Source organism: Paenibacillus soyae (assembly GCF_024623455.1).
GTDB classification, from domain to species: Bacteria; Bacillota; Bacilli; order Paenibacillales; family Paenibacillaceae; genus Pristimantibacillus; species Pristimantibacillus soyae.
In genome coordinates, this window is the sequence record NZ_JANIPJ010000009.1 from 21,550 (window position 1) to 38,425 (window position 16,876).

The following is a 16,876-nucleotide window of genomic DNA, read 5'->3' on the forward strand; positions in this document are numbered from 1 at the left end:
ATGGATGGCTGCCCATCCCTGACAAGCACTTCAGCCGCTGGCCTGTCAGCGAATGTCGATCCTGAGGGTGACACAAAACCGTACGCCCATATTTTCAACAATTAATATTATAGGAGATCTATACGAAAAGTCAAGTTCTTAGAACAAGAGAGAGAAGAAAATGGAAGGCTCGCAAAAAGTGCCATTAGTCCTATAAAATATGGAAACGATAGTGCAAAATTCTTAAAAATAAAGTATGATGGTAAAAATGAAAGTTGTCTCCCTGCACGGATAGGAAAGGGTCAGGTGCGCAATGGTTAATGAATGGAAGGTTGAACAACCCATTTGGTTTGCCAATGAAGATATTCATGAAGCGGACGAGCCATATCTTCCGAATCTTCTCGCCGAAAGTTTTTCCGCATGGAGAGACGAAGCGTCGGGCTTGGATTCATTCCAGCTGGGGCAATTTCGTATATACGCCAAGGACGCGAGTTGCCACGGCCTAGCGGGAGGGACGAACGGCGCGGAGCCGTGTCAGGACGAAGAGGATACGATGCTTGCGGCCGTGCTGTTGGCCTTGGAGCATAGGGAAACCCGCATCAGCAGCTCGGACACGTTGGAAGCGACGGCGATCCCGATTCGCCGCCGATCGGATTCTTCCTCGTTCGCGGTGCTCCTGTTCGCCGCTCGGACCGGCACGCCGGTGGGCCGGAACGAGCTGGAAGCCGTGGCGCTTCATTTCCGAAGCTGCTTCTACCGCTTCTTCGAGCACTTATATGTGAAGGATCTGCTTCAGCAGCAAGAGCGCACGGACCGGGAAGCGAACCGGCGGGATGCTTTATTCCTGGCGGCCAAGCGGCTGTATGACCAGACGGACGTCACGTCGGTGCTGTCGGAGATGCTGCACAGCCTGGAGACGCTGTACCCGAATTCCATCGTTCATCTCTATTTGTCACAAGATTATGTCGACGGCGATCCTCGAATCAAGCCGCTCATGTTCAAGAATACGGCCCACGACATCGTGGCCCAGGCTTTCTTGGCCGGCAAGCCGGCGACGGAGTACGAGCGCGACGGGACCATGCGTCTCGCGGTGCCCATGACGGGGAAGCAGGCGGCTTACGGCGTGCTCTGCATCACGGTCGGGCAGGGCAAATGGGATGATTCGGACTTGCCCGCCGTCATGCTCGTGGCCGATACGGCAGGCACCGCATTCGAGAACGCGAAGCTCTACGAGCAGTCCAATTTGCTAATTAATGAATTGCGGCTGATCAACGAGATGACCAAACGGCTCAATCAGTCGTTGAGGCTGAAGGAGATTTTCCAGTTCGCAACCAACGAGCTGCTTTCCATTTTCGATGCCGATTACTGCTGCGTCCTTCAGCTGGATAAACCAACGAACCAATTCATCGTCAAGTCGAGCAACGTGCCGGCCATGGCAAGCGAGCAATTTTCGCCGGAATACGGCTTCTGCGGTATCATTTACCGAACGAAGGAACCGCTTATCATCTCGGATTATTGGAATACGAGGGTCGTCACATCGAAGCTGATGGACAATACCGGGTCCCGCTCTCTGATCGCCGCTCCGATATTCGTGGACGGCGAGGTCGTCGGCGTCATTCTCGTCACCCATAAGATACCGAACTTTTTCTCTTATGATAATTATAAGCTTCTGCAAGTTATGAGCACTCATATCGGTCTTGCCGTCACGAACGCTTCTCTTCATGCCGAGGTTCGCCGTATGGTCATCACGGACAACTTAACCGGACTGCATGCGCGGCATTATTTGAACGAACAGATACAGAGCAGGCAGCGCAAGGATCCATTCGGTTCGCTTATTTTGGTCGACATCGATTACTTCAAAAAAATTAACGACACCTACGGCCATCAGGTCGGTGACCGGATTCTGATCCAAGTGAGCCAAATTATATCCGGGGCGATCCGGCAGGGAGATATTGCCGCAAGATGGGGCGGCGAAGAACTGGCGATCTATTTGCCCGGCATTCGCACAGAGCAAGCGCTGCGTATCGCGGAGCGCATCCGCAAGCAAGTGGCCGACGAGACCAATCCAACCGTAACCGTCTCTTGCGGCGTATCGGAGTGGACGTTCGACAATGAGAGGATCAGCGTCGAATCGTTATTTTACCGGGCGGACATGGCCTTGTACGAAGCGAAGCACAAAGGAAGAAACCGAATTATCGTGGGAGAGATTTCATAAGAGCAAGGCGCCTTCGCAAAGGCGCCTTTTTTGTTTGGCCGGGAACAAGCAGCGTCTGGAATAATCGGGGAGGAGTGAGGGATGATAGAGAAAGGCATGGATACGGTCAGGAGATTTGGCAAGAGGAGGAGTGGACATGCGCAGATTTTATTATCGTATATCAAGTGTAATCACGTGCTTGATCCTAATAGCCGGCTGCGCCGAAGCGTCGCCGAAATATTCGCCGGAGGAATGGCTTAGTTTGTCGTATGCCGGACTCGCCGCCATGGATCAATATTCTTTTGCCGGCTCGATGCGGCTGGGCATGGACGAAGGGGTTCTGCTTAAACCCCGGATGTTCGAAGGCAAGGTGGTAAACCATCATCAATTAACGATTCAATCCAATCAGCAGGATCCTTTGTACTGGAATCCGGTACAAGTGCTCGAGGCGTTGAATGAGTCGCATGAGACCGTAGAGCTTCTCCCGCCTCAGGAGCCTGGCGCCTACAGTGCCGAAGTCGTTACCATCCGGGTTAAGGAGAAGGAAGAAGAGTCGAAGAAAAGATGGGGGAGCGCTTTAAGCGAGGAGCTGGAGCATGTCGCGAATGACCCGGCATTGGCCGGAAGCGAGCGGAATGCGGTCAAGCGCAAAGAGCTGCTGGAACGGGCTGACGCCGAATTGCGGGATATGCTGAGTACTCTTCAAGTCGAAACCGAATACGACATCGTGATCGACAAGCGCCAGATGCTCCCGCTTAAGATGGAAGAGAGGACGACTTTCACCTATGAACGGGATAAGCGGACGAGGAAGGAGAATCGGCATACGACCGTCCGATTCGAAGCGTTCGACGGGACGTCGACCTTGCCTGGGGAAGTGCACGGAGCCGCGAATCGTGATACGATGAAGAAGCGGTAACATCCATTATTTAATAAGTAGATCGGATAAAAAAGGAGAAGATTCGCGATGCGCGACCCCAGATTAAAAAAATTAGCTCAAAACCTAGTGCAGTACTCGATCGACGTACAGCCCGGCGAAAATATTCTTATCGATATGATCGGATCGGAAAAAGAGCTTGCCAAATGCATTATAGAAGAAGTCGCCGCTCGAGGCGGACGTCCCTTCCTCGAGCTTAGCGACCGATCCGTGCTGCGCACGATGCTGATGCATGCCACCAAAGAGCAGATCGAGCTTTGGGCGGCGCTCGATCTCGAGCGTATGAAGCAGATGCAGGGATATATCGGCGTCAGATCGGGCGACAACGTGAATGCGCTCGCGGACGTTCCGAAGGAAAACATGCGCATGTATGAGCAGCTATACCGTAATCCCGTACATACCGAGCAGCGCGTAAACAAAACGAAGTGGGTTGTTCTGCGTTATCCAAGCCCCTCCATGGCGCAATTGGCCAATATGAGCACGGAAGCGTTCGAGGACTTCTACTTCGACGTATGCAACCTTGATTACGCGAAGATGGAGAAAGCGATGGATCCGCTGAAAGCGTTGATGGACCGGACCGATAAAGTGCGGATCGTGTCGCCGGGCACGGATCTTACGTTCTCGATCAAAAACATCGGCTCCAAAAAGTGCTGCGGCCACCGGAACATTCCGGATGGAGAAGTGTTCTCGGCGCCCGTTCGCGATTCGGTGAACGGAACGATCACGTATAACGCGCCGAGCGTTTACTCGGGCGTTACGTTCCAGAACGTCTCGTTGACGTTCGAAAACGGGAAGATCGTCAAAGCGGAGAGCAACGACACCGCGCGCTTGAACGAAATTTTGGATACGGACGAAGGGGCAAGATACATTGGCGAATTCGCGATCGGATTCAATCCGCATATTCTTCATCCGATGAACGATATCCTGTTCGACGAGAAAATCGCGGGAAGCCTTCATTTTACGCCGGGGCAGGCTTACGAGGACACGGACAACGGCAACCGCTCCGCGGTTCACTGGGATTTGGTGCTCATTCAACGTCCGGAATACGGCGGAGGAGACATTTATTTCGACGATGTTCTGATCCGCAAGGATGGGCTGTTCGTCCTTCCCGAGCTTTCGGCGCTGAACCCCGAAAACTTGAAATAATTGCAAGTGAAGCGTTTTTTTCACCAAACCTCTTGATGCTGATTAGGTTTCCATGTATCATGATGACAAAGGAAAGCTTTACTAATTTGTATGGAGGGATTCCCCATGTCCAATAACGCAGCAATTGTAGAAATTTCTCAAGCAGCTAGCCAATTCACATCGTCCATCGTTTTACAGGCCGACAGCAAGTATATCGATGTGAAAAGTATTCTGGGCCTGTTCACGACATTGGTCGGAGGTCACTCCTACGAGCTTCATGTCCATGGTCCGGATGCGGAAGAAGCGAAGCAAAAAATGTCCGAAGTATTCGCGAAGCACAACCTGAACGTCACCGTTATTTCCGAATAATCATTTCATCAATGCACACTAGCGCTTTCTCCGGCCGGAGAAGGCGCTTTTCTGTTTTGTCCTTGTTTATTCTTCACATTTCGTCTAATATAAAGGGTATAGAAGTTGCAGGTTCACGCGCACAGGGGGGAGAAGAATGTCTGCACCGGAAATGACCGATCTATTGCAAGAGCGAGCGCTTCGTCTTCTTCAAGAGGACGCGGGTAAAATAGAAAAGCTGATCGAGGTACAGATGGAGAATTTGACGACCCGTCAATGTCCGCTGTACGAAGAAGTGCTGGACACGCAGATGTACGGGTTCTCGCGCGAAGTAGATTTTGCGGTACGCGCGGGGTTGATCGCCGAGCTCGCGGGCAAAGATATTATAAGCAGGCTGGAACGGAATTTGGCCGTATTATACGAGGCTTTGGATCGCAAGGCGCAAGGGTAGTCCTCCATCGGAAGACTGCTCTTTTTTTGTATATGGTTGCCAGGCGGCATTCTTGCTTCACGACGTCCGTTCCATTACAATAAACCTATATGGCAAATTGAGGAGTGGATGACATGACCGAAGACCTTCAAACTGGCATTATCCGAATATCTGATGACGTAGTAGCGACAATCGCGGGACTTGCAGCACTCGAAACGCCAGGCATCGCGGCAATGTCAGGCGGCATCTCGGAAGGACTTGCCAAGCGGCTCAGCGGGAAGAACGTACAGAAAGGCGTATCGGTCGAAGTCGGCCAAGTGGAAGCGGCTATTGACCTCCGAATCATCGTGCATTACGGGATTCCGATTCAAGAGGTTTGCCGTCAGCTTCAGCTCAATGTGCGCGAATCCGTAGAGAATATGACCGGACTGCAAGTAGTGGAAGTGAACGTGAAAGTAGAAGGCGTAGCCTTCAAAGAAGACGAACCCGAAGAAACTCCTCAGCGATTAAAATAACGGTTCAAACAACAAATACGGCGCTTCTCGCTATTTGAGAAGCGCCGTATTATTTGTGTTTAGCGGATCAAGCGCGCCGAGTCGTGCTTAACGATTCGATCGCGGTTACTTTTGTGCTTGTCTTTTTGGTTTTGGCTGAACGGCTCGGCTTGTCCGAACGATTGTATTCACGCGATAAGCTAAGCATGATTCCCATACTAGCTAAGCTGAATAACAAGGAAGAGCCGCCGTAGCTGATGAATGGCAACGTCACGCCCGTAATCGGGATGGTCGCGGTAACGCCGCCGATATTAACGAAAGCCTGCATCGCGAACAGTCCGACGATTCCGACGCCTACCACCGTGCCGTAAATATCCGGACACCGGAGCGCGACGATCAATCCCCGCCATAAGAAGAGGAGATAAAAAATCAAAAAGACCGCGCAGCCTATAAAGCCCAGTTCTTCCGCGATGACGGAGAAGATGAAGTCGTTGTACGGATAGTCCAAATAATGCAGCTTCTGCACGCTCTCTCCGAAGCCCGCGCCCGTCAGCCCGCCGTGACCGAGCGCTTGGAGCGAGGAGATGAGCTGGAACGCGCTGTCTTGCTGGTTGGCCAACGGGTCCATGTACGAAGTGAATCTTTCGATGCGGTATTGCCAGGCGTCCGGATTAATGGCCATCGATACGGCGACCACGATCGTCACGGGAATGGCAAGCACCATGCCCGATACGAAAACCTGTTTTAGGTTAGCCCCGCCGGCCATTATCATAATGGTGGCGCAGACGGCGAGAACCATGGTGGAGCCCAAATCCGGCTGCATCATGATGAGCCCGCAGACAATACCTACGATAATCATGACGGGCAAGAGGCCGGTTTTGAAATCCCGGAACTTCTCGCCTTTCTTCGCGATGAGTGCCCCTAGGTATAAGATTATGGCAAGCTTCGCAGGCTCCGTAGGCTGAATGCCGAGAGAACCGATCCCGAACCAGCTTCTAGCCCCGTTAATCTCTTCGCTAGTAAACGGTACGAGAATGAGCATGACCAGCACGGGGATGAAGAAGAGCATGAACGCTTTCTTGTAAAACTGATACCGAAGATTCATCGCGAGGAACATGACGAACAAACCGAGGCCAGCCCACATGAGCTGGCGTTTCGTAAAGTACATCGCATCGTTGTATTCGATGGCAGCAACGCCAGAGCTGGCGCTGAATACCATCAGGACGCCGAAGCCTACGAGCAGCAGCGTCATGATGAGAAGCAGAAAATCCGGCCTTCCCCGACTGCCGTTCTGCGAAGCCTTCATTAGAGGCCGCCTTCGTTATACGAGCTGCTGCTTCAGCTGTTGGAGCCGTTGCGTAGCCGTATCCATGATATGCTTCGGAATCGGCGACTCGTATTCCATGCCGTGCGGGAACGTTGCCCGGCCAATGTATATGGCTTCGATGTTAAGGACGGCATGCGCATTCTCCAGCTTGCCTTCAACGGCGCGCGTGTTGACCCGGAGGAAATAATCATGGCCGCTCGTGCGGTCCGTCAATTTCAAATCATATGTAGCGCGATAGTATTCCCACTGCCAACGAACGAAGCCGGCTTTCTCCGCTGCGTCGTCCAAGTGGTGCAGCTCGCTCTGAACACCGTTTAATCCGGAGTTTTCAATAATCATTTCAGTTCCTCCCAAATTCAAAAGACATAGTTGTACACATTCTTTACTCATGATAGTATGTTTCCCCAGTCTGCGCAAGCCTTAGTCCCAGACGTCGAGCCGAAGTTCGTGACATTTTTGAGAACGTTCACAAGCAGGCGGCGCTTGCGGGGCAGGCTTCCATTCGGCATCCCCTATCTGCTAAACTAGATGGAACAAGCAAAAGATTTGAAGAGAACAATCGCGATAGGAGGATGATCGAGATGGGACTTGGGGCATTGGCCGAAAAAACCGTAGCCGAGCTGTATCCGGAAATGGTAAAGTGGCGCAGGCATTTGCATCAGCATCCAGAGCTTTCGTTCCTCGAGAAGGAGACGTCCTCATGGATCGCGGAGAAGCTCAGAGAATTTGGCTGCGAGATCCGGACGGGCGTAGGCGGTCACGGCATCGTCGCCGTGATCAAAGGCGGCTTGCCCGGGCCGGTTATCGCGCTAAGAGCGGATATCGACGCGCTGCCGATTCAAGACGAGAAGGAGTGCGAATACGCCTCCAAGACGCCCGGGATTATGCATGCTTGCGGCCATGACGGCCATACGGCGACGTTGCTTGCTATCGCCCGGTTTTATAACGAGAACAGGGATAAGCTGTCCGGCGAAAGAAGGCTGATCTTCCAACCCGCCGAGGAAGTGACGCCGGGCGGGGCGATCGAGATGGTGCGCGCGGGCGCGCTTGATGGCGTCGATGTCGTCTATGGCGTGCATCTCTGGACGCCACTGCCGTACGGAAGCGCGTCGTCCAAGCCGGGAGCGTTCATGAGCGCCGCGGACGAGTTCGTTATCGATATTGAAGGAAAAGGCGGCCATGGAGGGCTTCCGCATAACGCGGTCGATTCCATCATCGTCGGCTCGGCTCTCGTGCAGGGGCTGCAGTCGATCGTAAGCCGCAACGTGAATCCGCTGCACCCCGCGGTCTTAACGATAGGCTCCTTCCAAGCCGGAACGACAAACAATATTATAGCGGAGAAATGCCAGCTGAAAGGGACGGTTCGTTCGTTCGACGAGACCACGCGATTCATGATCCACTATCGCCTGGAGACGTTCGTCCGGCATACCTGCGACATGTACGGAGCGAAGCACTCCTACCATATGCGGGTCGGCTATCCTCCCGTCGTCAACGACGACAAGGAAGCGGCGCGGTTTTTCGCGGTTGCGCCGACCCTCTTCGGCGAGACGGGAACGCTGGAAGCCGAAGCGATTACCGTCGCGGAGGATTTCTCCTATTATCTGTTGGAGAAGCCAGGCTGCTTCATGTTTGTCGGGGCGGGCAATCCCGATTGCGGCGCCGTCTATTCCCATCATCACCCGAAATTCGATTTCGACGAGAGAGCGATGAAGAAATCCGCCGCGCTACTTATCGGAATGGCCGAGCATTACGCGAGCGAGCATGCCGAATAAAGAAAACGAGCTTGTTGCTTGAGGAAGGACGTTTATTCGTCCTCCCACAAGGCGACAAGCTCGTTCTTTTCGTTATAGAGCTCGGCGGGATCCGGCTCCATGTTATTCCACACATTGTCGACTTCCCACTCGAGCAGCAGCGCTTCGGCGTCCAGGCCGTCGGGTTCTTCCGTACCGGACAAGAGGATCAGCTTGGCTTGGCCCGGCAGCTCGATCGGCTCGAACGTATACGTCTGGTTGCCTCTCACGCTGACCAGCTTCCAATCATCCATATTGATGGACTCGAACGTCGTGTTCGTGATCGTCACCATTTCCTCCGCCTTGTCCACTTTCATCTCGAGCCCGATTGGCTGCACCTTGCGTTCGGGCAGCTCCGTCTGGCTCGTTTCGTTACCGGAGCTCCATAGTCCCGCAGCGTTCTGCTTCGCGGATTGTTCCAGCTGTTTGTATACATTCTCCATCTTAACGTTAGGTTCAACGATCAAAACTTTTGCAAGCCCTTGCTCAAGCAGCAGTTCGTTCAGGATGCTGCCATCCTTCAGCTCGACGACGGCCAAGGTCCGATCGTAATGGTCCTTCGTCTCTTTGTCGAACGAGAGCTTGACCTCCCCGGATTCCTCCAAGCGCTGTTTCGTGAACGCTGCCGCTTCAGGGCCAAAAGGCTGAACGGGCGTATCCGGCTTCTTCGTCTCGGGCGTATCCACGTATAACAAACGAATGGTCGTTTCTTGGTCTCCTGTTTTGACCCGGAACGTATCGCCGTCGACGAAGCCCGATACCGGATACCACGTATCCGATTTCAAGGACGGGGCGGCCGTTGATGACAAGCCGGAACAACCGGCCGTTATGATAACGAGCATGATTAGGAAGGGAATAATAAACGTATATCTCATGGAAGTAGAGCCTCCAGCTCGAATTAAGATTAACCGATACAATCTTTTCTACTATAACACATTTTGCGGTCAATAATCGAAAAGGTTATGAATAACGGGGATAAAATGCGCCGATTCCCATCATACTGAGGGTGAGAATAGGGAAAACCTGCGTAAAGGAAGTGCCGGAATGCAAAGCGAAGGAAGCATTATCGTACAGTCCGATTTAACCATATTGCTGGACGAAAGACAGCCTGCGGCCGGCGCGCGGGAGCTGCTTCTCGCCGTTGCGGAGGCTGTCAAGCGGGTCGGGTCGGTTCATACATACAAAATAACGCCAATGTCTCTCTGGAACGCGCTCAGCGCCGGATGGGAAGGCGAGGAAATGATCGAGAGGCTGAAGAGCCACTCGAGGTACGAGCTTCCCATGCAAGCGGAAGCGACGGTCCGTCTGTGGGCCAGCCGATACGGCAAGCTGAAGCTGTCAATGGACGGCGGCGAGCTGTTATTGACGGGCGACGCGCAAATTCTTCAGCAGCTTAAGCTGAAAGGGAGTGTCGCCGAATGGGTAAGAGATTTCCGCGGAGAGACGGAATGGCTCCTTCATCCGGAATGCCGGGGCGTGTTGAAGCAAGAGCTGACGCGGCTTGGTTATCCGGTTTTCGACCGTGCCGGCTATCATGCCGGCCAAGCGCTTTCCGTCGCCCTTAGAGAGAAGACGGCCGGAGGCGTACCGTTCGTGCTCAGGCCCTATCAGCAGCAAGCCGTCAGCATTTTCTCGGAAGAATCGGAGACGTCCGGAGGAAGCGGCGTCGTCGTGCTGCCTTGCGGCACGGGCAAAACAATCGTCGGAATAGCGGCTTTGGCGAAAATCGGGGCGGAAACGCTTATCCTGACTTCGAGCCGGACCTCGGCGGAGCAGTGGAGGGATGAGCTGCTCGACAAAACGAATTTAACTCCGGACTCGGTCTGCGTATACGGCGGCAAAGGAAAGCAAGTAAGTCCCGTTACGATAGCCACGTATCAATTGCTGACCTACCGCAAATCGAAGAGCGACGATTTCCGGCATATGGGCTTGTTCAATGAACGGGACTGGGGGCTCATCATCTACGACGAAGTGCACTTGCTTCCGGCGCCCGTCTTCCGGATGACGGCGTCCATACAAGCGACCCGAAGGCTCGGCTTGACCGCTACGCTGGTGCGCGAGGACGGCTGCGCGGAGGATGTTTATTCGCTAATCGGACCCAAGCACTACGATATGAATTGGAAAACAGCCGAGGAGCAGGCATATATATCATCGGTCAGCTGCGCGGAAATAAGAGTTCCTTTAGCCGACGCGCAGGTGAACAGCTATAGGGCAGCCGCGCCGCGCTCGAAGCTGCGGATCGCCGCCGAGAACGCGAATAAGCTGCCGGTCGTCAGGGAGCTTCTCCGTAAGCACGGGGACAAGCCGACTCTGGTAATCGGACAATATTTGAAGCAGCTGAAGGAAGTGGCCGAGGAGCTCGGAGCGCCGCTGCTGACCGGCGAAACCCCGCAGGAGGAACGCCTGCGTCTGTACGATGACTTCCGCGCGGGGGAGCATCCGGTACTAGTCGTATCGAAGGTCGCGAATTTGGCGATCGATCTGCCCGATGCCGCCGTGGCGATTCAGCTGTCTGGGAGCTTCGGGTCTAGGCAGGAGGAAGCTCAGCGGGTCGGGCGCCTGCTGAGGCCGAAATCGGGGAGCAACGAAGCCTGGTTTTACACTTTGGTCACCGAAGGAACCAAAGAAACCGAGTTCGCGTTAAGACGGCAAATGTTTATGCTGGAGCAGGGCTACGACTACATGCAGCTTCCGGCGACAGCCGATTGGCTTGATCCGAGAGACGGGAGCGAAACGAAGGAGGCGGCGCAAGGATGAATACGGAGCAGCTCACGCGCATGCTGCCGGATGAACGGCTTCGATCGTTTCTGCGGCAAGACGTTTGGCTGCATGCGGCGGAGCGGGGAATGTCGTGGCAGGAAGCGGTGAAGGATCGGGAAGCGGCTGCGATCGCGATAAACCGTTTATCGGCATACGCGTCGGATACGCTAAAGATGATTGTTTTGCGTTTTGGAGCGGAGCCGGTGGCGGAGGAAAAGCTGATTCAGGCGCTGCGGGATTATACGCGGATGGCCGGCGCGGAGTCCCGAATCGGCGTCAAACAGCTGGAGTCGGCCGGCTTTTTGTTCGCCGTGCAGAAGCTGTGGGGGGAGAAGATCTACTGGATACCCTCGGACTGTTATACGGTTTGGCAGAATGCTCTGTTCCCGTTTGCGTTATCGCCTGTTATTTCGTCTGCGCGCCCATTGGCGGGAGCGAGCGGCATCCGGGAGCCGTTCGGCAGAAGAATACTGTATCTGCTAGCGGCGCTTGCTAAGGGAGACGCTTCGTTTACGGCCAAAGGCCTGCTGTCCAAAAAAACGGCAGCGAAGCTCGACGAAGCGCTGCTTCTGGATGAGTCGAAGCTAACCGTCTTCCCGCTCGATTGGGCGAATAAGGATCATTATTCCCTTAAAACGGCGTTTGCCTTGACCGTCTCCTCGGAGCTCGGTCTGCTTCGGAAGGAAGAGGGAGGACTCGCGCTTCATACGGAACGTATGGAGGCATGGCTTGCGCTGGCGGAGGAGGCACGTGAACGCGAGCTGCAGGACCGGCTAGGCGGCATGCTATTCCGGTGGGTCGGAGCCGACGCCCTGTTCGGTTCAATATTAATGGGGGCCTCCGGCGGAAGCTGGTATTCCATAACCGAAGCGGAGAAGCTTATCGCGGGCTTGACCGATTCGATGCATGAGCGGGCGATGCGGGGGCAGGTCGAGTCGGCGGCATCCCGTCTTGGAATGTCGGAGTGGACGCATCTGTTTCACGAGCTTGGCTGGATGGAGCTGGCGGAGGCGGATGTGGAGGGGCAGGCCGTCCAAATCTTCAGATGGCGGGCTTTCCCCCGCGAGAACACGCCTGAGGACCTCATCGTTCAACCGAACGGCGAGATATGGGCGCCGCCGGGATGCGGCTACGCCGCGCGCTGGGAGCTGGAGCTGCTGGGCGAGCGGGTGAACGCCGAGGAACCGCTGCTTTACCGGCTTTCGGCCGCGGCAGTATCGAATGCTCTCGAGCAGGGACGCACGAAAGGAGATATCGAACGGTTTCTGCAAACGGCAGGCGGCGGAGAGCTGTCCGTCCACGTTCGCGCGCTGCTTCGCGAGTGGACGGGCAAAGCGTGCCGTTTCTCCTTCGAGGAGGTGACGCTGCTGCGCTGCGATTCCGATGAGATGGCCGGACACGCGAAGTCGTTAGCGGAATTAGCGCCCCGGCTCATCGAGCAGATCGGGGAAAGGGACTTTATCGTGGAAAGCTCGTCTGTCAGCGAAATCAGACGTTTGCTGCAGAAATCGGGCTACCCGCCGCGCAAAGGGATTGGCGGCGTAAAAGCAGCGGCTGCTTCTTATCCGTCTTTTCTTTCTGCTCATGAGAGGGCGGGAGCCGAAGAGGTCCGAGCGGAGCAAGACGCGATTTCGAACGAACGCGCAAGCTGGCTGCTGGAGCCGATTGTTCTCCGGCATTACCAGCTGGTTCAAAACGCGCAGGATGACCCCGAGGTCGTTCTATTGCCCGGCATCGAAAGGGTGCCGGCGGCTTGGTGGAGGGAGATGCGCAGCTACCATGCTTCTACGCGCAAGGAATTCATGCAGCAGGCCGTCTCGCTCGAGACGGCCGTACAGCTTCGGTTAAACGGGGAAATCCGGTCGTTCGTTCCCGAGCAAGTCGAACAGAGGGGACAAGAGTGGGCCGTAACCGGACGTATGATTGCCGGCGACCGGCCGGAGCGCAGCAGGCTGACTCCGGATATGTGGGAGGAGATGAAGCTGGTCCTTCCGAGCGGGATCGGTTCATAAGATCTCTATCTATTGGCGAGCCGTGTGTGTTATGATATTGTAGTAGCAAGCGAATAGGAAAGAGGTGGATCCATGCCGGTTGCCGAACAGGGACACGTAAGTGCGGCGCAAGAGGATGGCGGTAGATCTTCGCTCGATATGGGATCGCTGCTTCTGTCCGCTTACGAGCTGGGAGACTGGATTAATCAATCGGCCGAAGTGGCCGATTATCTATATTGGAAGTCCGTCGTGGAAGCGAACGAGGAAGTGAAGGAGCTGCAGGCGCAGTTCGCGAAAGCCAAGGAGCTGTTCGAGGAATGCCAGCGGTTCGGACGCTTCCATCCGAACTATCACGAAGCGAAGGACAAGGTGAAGCTGATCGAGAAGCAGCTCGCTGCCGTTGAGTGCGTGAGCAAATTCAAAGCGGCGGAGCAAGCGGTAGACGATATGCTGTACGAGGTTTCGCGCCTGATCGCGGAGTCCGTATCCGATATGATCAAGGTTCCCGGAAACGAAAGAAATCTGGGCGGCTGCGGAAGCGGCGGATCATGCGGCTGCGGAAGCGGCGGCTGCGGCTAACATGCCGTGCCGCCCCGTTCATCGGGCGGCAGACAGGCTGGAGGGGGACTAGAGGATGTTACCGGATCGAACGGGATTTATCGTATGGGTTAGCGATTTGAAGGCCGCTAGAGCGCTTGAACGGTTCGGTACCGTTCATTACATGTCGCGGAAGCTGCATTACGTGGTGATGTATATGAACGCCGACAAGGTCGAGGAATCGTTGAAGCAGATGAGCCGGTTGTCTTACGTGCGCAAGGTCGAGAGATCCTACCGCGCGGAGATACCGACCGAATACAGCAAGGACAGCGAAGACAAAACAAGATTTTATAGTTTATAGGCTCAAACGGATTACAGGAATAAGGCCGCTCTTCGAGTGCTGAAATGGCGCTTGAAGAGCTTTTTTATTTGTGATAACTTCCATTTATATACAAATATGGCCTGTCTTTATTTTATTGTTGAAATATCGGACAATCATGGTAGAATGGATAGTAATCGTAGGATAAAAGCCCTGGTTCCTTGGAAGGAGTAGGTTGCGATATGAAGGATAAAGTGACGAGAAGATGGAGCACATACGAGTCGTTTTATGTTGAATTAGGCGACAAAAAGGTGGTTGATGTCATTATTACGAACCACGCCAAGAGTCGCTGGCTCGATCGGATCGAAAGCGAAAAAACCGGCTTCGAGGACATTGCGGAATTTCTGTGGGAATGTCTGAAGAAGGGTCGGGTCGAACCTTATTATCGCAATGAGCAGGACGTGTATTTAATCGACGAGGATCTTGTGTTCGTAGCGGAGTTTTCGGATTCCTTGACGGATCGGGACTTACTGGGCAACCCCCTGCAGAAGATGATCGTGGTCACCTTCCTCGGCAGAATGTCGGAGACGATCGAGCTTCGGGATTTGAAGTCGTATTACTCCTGGCTGCGGCATTCCAGACGCATGACGCTGGTCAAGAACAGCAGAAAGCGTAGATGAGCTTCGATTAGCAAATATGGTACATATTACAATATTTAGATATAATGCGCAATCCTGGCGGGTTGCGTTTTTTTATGCGCGGAAATACGGACCGGAGAACTACGGCGGATTGCCTGCACTGCTTCATCGTTTGATGTATAATAAGACAAAAGAAAGGACGGATCGAGAATGGCGCTTAACTTTCATCAATTGCATATCTTCTATACCGTCGCGGAGAAAGGCAGCTTCTCCGCCGCCGCGCAAGCGCTCCACATGACGCAGCCTGCCGTGACGATGCAGGTTCAGTCGCTGGAGGATTATTTCGGCACCAAGCTCCTTCAGCGCTCCACCAAACGAATCGACCTGACGGAAGCGGGACGGGCTCTCATGCCCTACGCCAAAAGCAGCATCGAACTGATCCGCGATACGGACCAAGCGATGTCGACGTTCACGAAGCAGCTCAAAGGCAGGCTGCAGCTGGGCTCCAGCTTGACGATCGGCGAATATATCCTGCCGCGCCTGCTCGGACCGTTCGGACAGGAATATCCGCATATCTCGATTAGCATGAAGGTGATGAACACGGCGCAGATTATGGAAGAAATATTGAACCATCAGCTGAATTTCGGCTTGATTGAGGCGCCGGTGAACCATCCCGACATGCATATGGAAGCGGTCATGAGCGACGAGCTGATGCTGGTCGTTCCGAAAGGGCATCCGCTGGCGGATAAGTCGTCCGTCACGCTCGACGAAGCTCTGCAGTACCCGTTCGTGCTGCGGGAGCAAGGCTCGGGCACGAGGCTTGTCATGGAGGAGCAGCTGAGGAAGAAAAAAATAGATCCGGCTTCGATGAAAATCGTAATGGAGCTCGGCAGCACGGGCGCGGTCAAATCGGCCGTAGAGGCGGGGCTCGGCATATCGTTCCTGTCGTCATCCTCCGTTAAGCACGAGGTCGCACTCGGCTTGATCAAGCTTGTGAAGCTGTCCGATTCCAAATTCCAAAGGCAATTTTATTCCATCTATTTGAAATCGGCGCTCCTGCCCATATCGGCCGTCACCTTCCTGACCTTCCTGCGCGAAAGGGATCTGCAGCAATGGTTATGACGGGAAGGGCGGACCTGCATGCGCACACGACGTCTTCTGACGGTCTGCATTCGCCGGCCGAGGTCGTGCGCAGAGCGCGCGAAGCGGGACTCGCCGCCGTCGCGATCACGGATCACGACACGGTATCCGGCGTAGCGGAGGCGCTGGAGGAGGGGGAACGGGCCGGCTTGACCGTCGTCCCTGGCGTGGAGCTGAGCACTATCGCGGAAGGCAGCGATATCCATGTGCTTGCTTATTATACGAATAATGAAGACCCGCTTTGGCTGGAACGGCTCGGAAGCATAGCAGGGGCGCGCGAGAGAAGGAACGGCCTGATGGTAGCCAAATTGCGGGAGCTGGGCATTCCGATCGCGCTTGAAGACGTGAGGGACGCCGCGGCCGGAAGGGGCAAGGAGGGCAGCATTGGACGCCCTCATTTCGCCGAAGCGCTTATACGCCTTGGCATCGTCGGCAGCATGAACGAAGCCTTCGATCGCTTTCTCGGATCCGGCGGGGCAGCGTATGTCCAAGTGCCCAAGGTTCATCCGCTCGAGGCTCTGACATGGATTCGCGAGGCGGGAGGAGCAAGCGTCATCGCGCATCCTGGTTTGTACGACCGGGACGAGCTGGTCGAAGAGTTAATCCGGAGCGGGGCGGACGGCATCGAGGTATTCCATTCCGACCATGGCGAAGCGGAAGAGCGGCAATACGGCGGGCTTGCGGAGCGGTACGGCATTATTGCTACCGGAGGATCCGATTTCCATGGAGAACGGGAAGGACGGAGCTATCACGGCGCGCTGGGCAGCAAATACGTGTCGGTCTCCGTGGTGGATCAGCTGCGGGCAGCTTCAGGTAACCTTCGCCGTTCGCGCGGCGTGTAGCCAAATGACAGCATTAAAATAGGAAAAG

17 protein-coding genes are annotated in these 16,876 nt (G+C 54.7%); 14 read left to right on the plus strand and 3 right to left on the minus strand.

The window, feature by feature from the left end:
• The first annotated feature begins 292 nt into the window (after positions 1–292).
• The 6 genes from NQZ67_RS13470 (at position 293) to NQZ67_RS13495 (ending at position 5,525) form a co-directional block, all read left to right on the plus strand.
• Positions 293–2,194 (plus strand): sensor domain-containing diguanylate cyclase, encoded by a 1,902-nt coding sequence (locus tag NQZ67_RS13470; RefSeq protein ID WP_257446402.1) that lies wholly within the window; start codon positions 293–295, stop codon positions 2,192–2,194.
• A gap of 136 nt (positions 2,195–2,330) precedes the next feature.
• Entirely contained in the window at positions 2,331–3,089 is a 759-nt protein-coding gene (locus NQZ67_RS13475) for a hypothetical protein (protein WP_257446406.1), read from the plus strand.
• A gap of 48 nt (positions 3,090–3,137) precedes the next feature.
• On the plus strand, positions 3,138–4,253 hold the full coding sequence (locus NQZ67_RS13480) for an aminopeptidase (RefSeq protein ID WP_257446410.1): 1,116 nt from the start codon (positions 3,138–3,140) through the stop codon (positions 4,251–4,253).
• A gap of 105 nt (positions 4,254–4,358) precedes the next feature.
• A complete protein-coding gene (locus NQZ67_RS13485) occupies positions 4,359–4,601 on the plus strand; it encodes an HPr family phosphocarrier protein (RefSeq protein WP_257446413.1) in 243 nt (80 codons plus the stop codon).
• 136 nt (positions 4,602–4,737) lie between these two features.
• Entirely contained in the window at positions 4,738–5,031 is a 294-nt protein-coding gene (locus NQZ67_RS13490; RefSeq protein ID WP_257446415.1) for an Fpa/YlaN family protein, read from the plus strand.
• Positions 5,032–5,144: 113 nt separating this feature from the next.
• On the plus strand, positions 5,145–5,525 hold the full coding sequence (locus tag NQZ67_RS13495) for an Asp23/Gls24 family envelope stress response protein (RefSeq protein ID WP_257446417.1): 381 nt from the start codon (positions 5,145–5,147) through the stop codon (positions 5,523–5,525).
• A 67-nt stretch (positions 5,526–5,592) separates the two neighbouring features.
• On the opposite strand, the gene ftsW is transcribed toward NQZ67_RS13495, so the two are convergent.
• Positions 5,593–6,810, minus strand: a complete 1,218-nt coding sequence (gene ftsW, locus NQZ67_RS13500; RefSeq protein ID WP_257446419.1) for a putative lipid II flippase FtsW — start codon at positions 6,808–6,810, stop codon at positions 5,593–5,595.
• 15 nt (positions 6,811–6,825) lie between these two features.
• On the minus strand, positions 6,826–7,170 hold the full coding sequence (locus tag NQZ67_RS13505; protein WP_257446420.1) for a YugN family protein: 345 nt from the start codon (positions 7,168–7,170) through the stop codon (positions 6,826–6,828).
• A gap of 242 nt (positions 7,171–7,412) precedes the next feature.
• Here NQZ67_RS13505 and NQZ67_RS13510 point away from each other — a divergent pair, with 242 nt between their 5' ends.
• Positions 7,413–8,603, plus strand: a complete 1,191-nt coding sequence (locus tag NQZ67_RS13510; RefSeq protein ID WP_257446423.1) for an amidohydrolase — start codon at positions 7,413–7,415, stop codon at positions 8,601–8,603.
• Positions 8,604–8,635: 32 nt separating this feature from the next.
• On the opposite strand, the gene NQZ67_RS13515 is transcribed toward NQZ67_RS13510, so the two are convergent.
• Complete coding sequence (locus tag NQZ67_RS13515) at positions 8,636–9,496, minus strand: thermonuclease family protein (protein ID WP_257446426.1); 861 nt, start codon at positions 9,494–9,496, stop codon at positions 8,636–8,638.
• Between the two features lie 169 nt (positions 9,497–9,665).
• Here NQZ67_RS13515 and NQZ67_RS13520 point away from each other — a divergent pair, with 169 nt between their 5' ends.
• The 7 genes from NQZ67_RS13520 (at position 9,666) to NQZ67_RS13550 (ending at position 16,848) form a co-directional block, all read left to right on the plus strand.
• Positions 9,666–11,378 carry a DNA repair helicase XPB gene (locus NQZ67_RS13520; protein ID WP_257446428.1) on the plus strand — a complete coding sequence of 571 codons (1,713 nt, stop codon included), beginning with the start codon at positions 9,666–9,668 and terminating at the stop codon, positions 11,376–11,378.
• Positions 11,375–13,393, plus strand: coding sequence for a helicase-associated domain-containing protein (locus tag NQZ67_RS13525; RefSeq protein WP_257446431.1), 2,019 nt, complete (start codon positions 11,375–11,377; stop codon positions 13,391–13,393). Before NQZ67_RS13520 ends, NQZ67_RS13525 begins: the two co-directional genes overlap by 4 nt.
• A gap of 72 nt (positions 13,394–13,465) precedes the next feature.
• Positions 13,466–13,951, plus strand: coding sequence for a YlbF/YmcA family competence regulator (locus NQZ67_RS13530; RefSeq protein WP_257446433.1), 486 nt, complete (start codon positions 13,466–13,468; stop codon positions 13,949–13,951).
• 55 nt (positions 13,952–14,006) lie between these two features.
• Positions 14,007–14,270: a YlbG family protein gene (locus NQZ67_RS13535; protein ID WP_257446436.1), complete on the plus strand. Its 264-nt coding sequence runs from the start codon at positions 14,007–14,009 to the stop codon at positions 14,268–14,270.
• 200 nt (positions 14,271–14,470) lie between these two features.
• Positions 14,471–14,908 (plus strand): hypothetical protein, encoded by a 438-nt coding sequence (locus NQZ67_RS13540; RefSeq protein WP_257446438.1) that lies wholly within the window; start codon positions 14,471–14,473, stop codon positions 14,906–14,908.
• A gap of 168 nt (positions 14,909–15,076) precedes the next feature.
• Positions 15,077–15,988 (plus strand): selenium metabolism-associated LysR family transcriptional regulator, encoded by a 912-nt coding sequence (locus NQZ67_RS13545; protein WP_257446442.1) that lies wholly within the window; start codon positions 15,077–15,079, stop codon positions 15,986–15,988.
• Positions 15,979–16,848 (plus strand): PHP domain-containing protein, encoded by an 870-nt coding sequence (locus tag NQZ67_RS13550; protein ID WP_257446445.1) that lies wholly within the window; start codon positions 15,979–15,981, stop codon positions 16,846–16,848. The genes NQZ67_RS13545 and NQZ67_RS13550 overlap by 10 nt, the downstream gene beginning before the upstream one ends.
• The last annotated feature ends 28 nt before the right edge of the window (positions 16,849–16,876 follow it).

What these genes read in the sequence shown, in the direction of transcription:
- NQZ67_RS13470 (WP_257446402.1), top strand. Translation starts at nt 293, where the DNA reads ATGGTTAATGAATGGAAGGTTGAACAACCCATTTGGTTTGCCAATGAA.
- NQZ67_RS13475 (WP_257446406.1), top strand. Translation starts at nt 2,331, where the DNA reads ATGCGCAGATTTTATTATCGTATATCAAGTGTAATCACGTGCTTGATC.
- NQZ67_RS13480 (WP_257446410.1), top strand. Translation starts at nt 3,138, where the DNA reads ATGCGCGACCCCAGATTAAAAAAATTAGCTCAAAACCTAGTGCAGTAC.
- NQZ67_RS13485 (WP_257446413.1), top strand. Translation starts at nt 4,359, where the DNA reads ATGTCCAATAACGCAGCAATTGTAGAAATTTCTCAAGCAGCTAGCCAA.
- NQZ67_RS13490 (WP_257446415.1), top strand. Translation starts at nt 4,738, where the DNA reads ATGTCTGCACCGGAAATGACCGATCTATTGCAAGAGCGAGCGCTTCGT.
- NQZ67_RS13495 (WP_257446417.1), top strand. Translation starts at nt 5,145, where the DNA reads ATGACCGAAGACCTTCAAACTGGCATTATCCGAATATCTGATGACGTA.
- ftsW (WP_257446419.1), bottom strand. Translation starts at nt 6,810, where the DNA reads ATGAAGGCTTCGCAGAACGGCAGTCGGGGAAGGCCGGATTTTCTGCTT.
- NQZ67_RS13505 (WP_257446420.1), bottom strand. Translation starts at nt 7,170, where the DNA reads ATGATTATTGAAAACTCCGGATTAAACGGTGTTCAGAGCGAGCTGCAC.
- NQZ67_RS13510 (WP_257446423.1), top strand. Translation starts at nt 7,413, where the DNA reads ATGGGACTTGGGGCATTGGCCGAAAAAACCGTAGCCGAGCTGTATCCG.
- NQZ67_RS13515 (WP_257446426.1), bottom strand. Translation starts at nt 9,496, where the DNA reads ATGAGATATACGTTTATTATTCCCTTCCTAATCATGCTCGTTATCATA.
- NQZ67_RS13520 (WP_257446428.1), top strand. Translation starts at nt 9,666, where the DNA reads ATGCAAAGCGAAGGAAGCATTATCGTACAGTCCGATTTAACCATATTG.
- NQZ67_RS13525 (WP_257446431.1), top strand. Translation starts at nt 11,375, where the DNA reads ATGAATACGGAGCAGCTCACGCGCATGCTGCCGGATGAACGGCTTCGA.
- NQZ67_RS13530 (WP_257446433.1), top strand. Translation starts at nt 13,466, where the DNA reads ATGCCGGTTGCCGAACAGGGACACGTAAGTGCGGCGCAAGAGGATGGC.
- NQZ67_RS13535 (WP_257446436.1), top strand. Translation starts at nt 14,007, where the DNA reads ATGTTACCGGATCGAACGGGATTTATCGTATGGGTTAGCGATTTGAAG.
- NQZ67_RS13540 (WP_257446438.1), top strand. Translation starts at nt 14,471, where the DNA reads ATGAAGGATAAAGTGACGAGAAGATGGAGCACATACGAGTCGTTTTAT.
- NQZ67_RS13545 (WP_257446442.1), top strand. Translation starts at nt 15,077, where the DNA reads ATGGCGCTTAACTTTCATCAATTGCATATCTTCTATACCGTCGCGGAG.
- NQZ67_RS13550 (WP_257446445.1), top strand. Translation starts at nt 15,979, where the DNA reads ATGGTTATGACGGGAAGGGCGGACCTGCATGCGCACACGACGTCTTCT.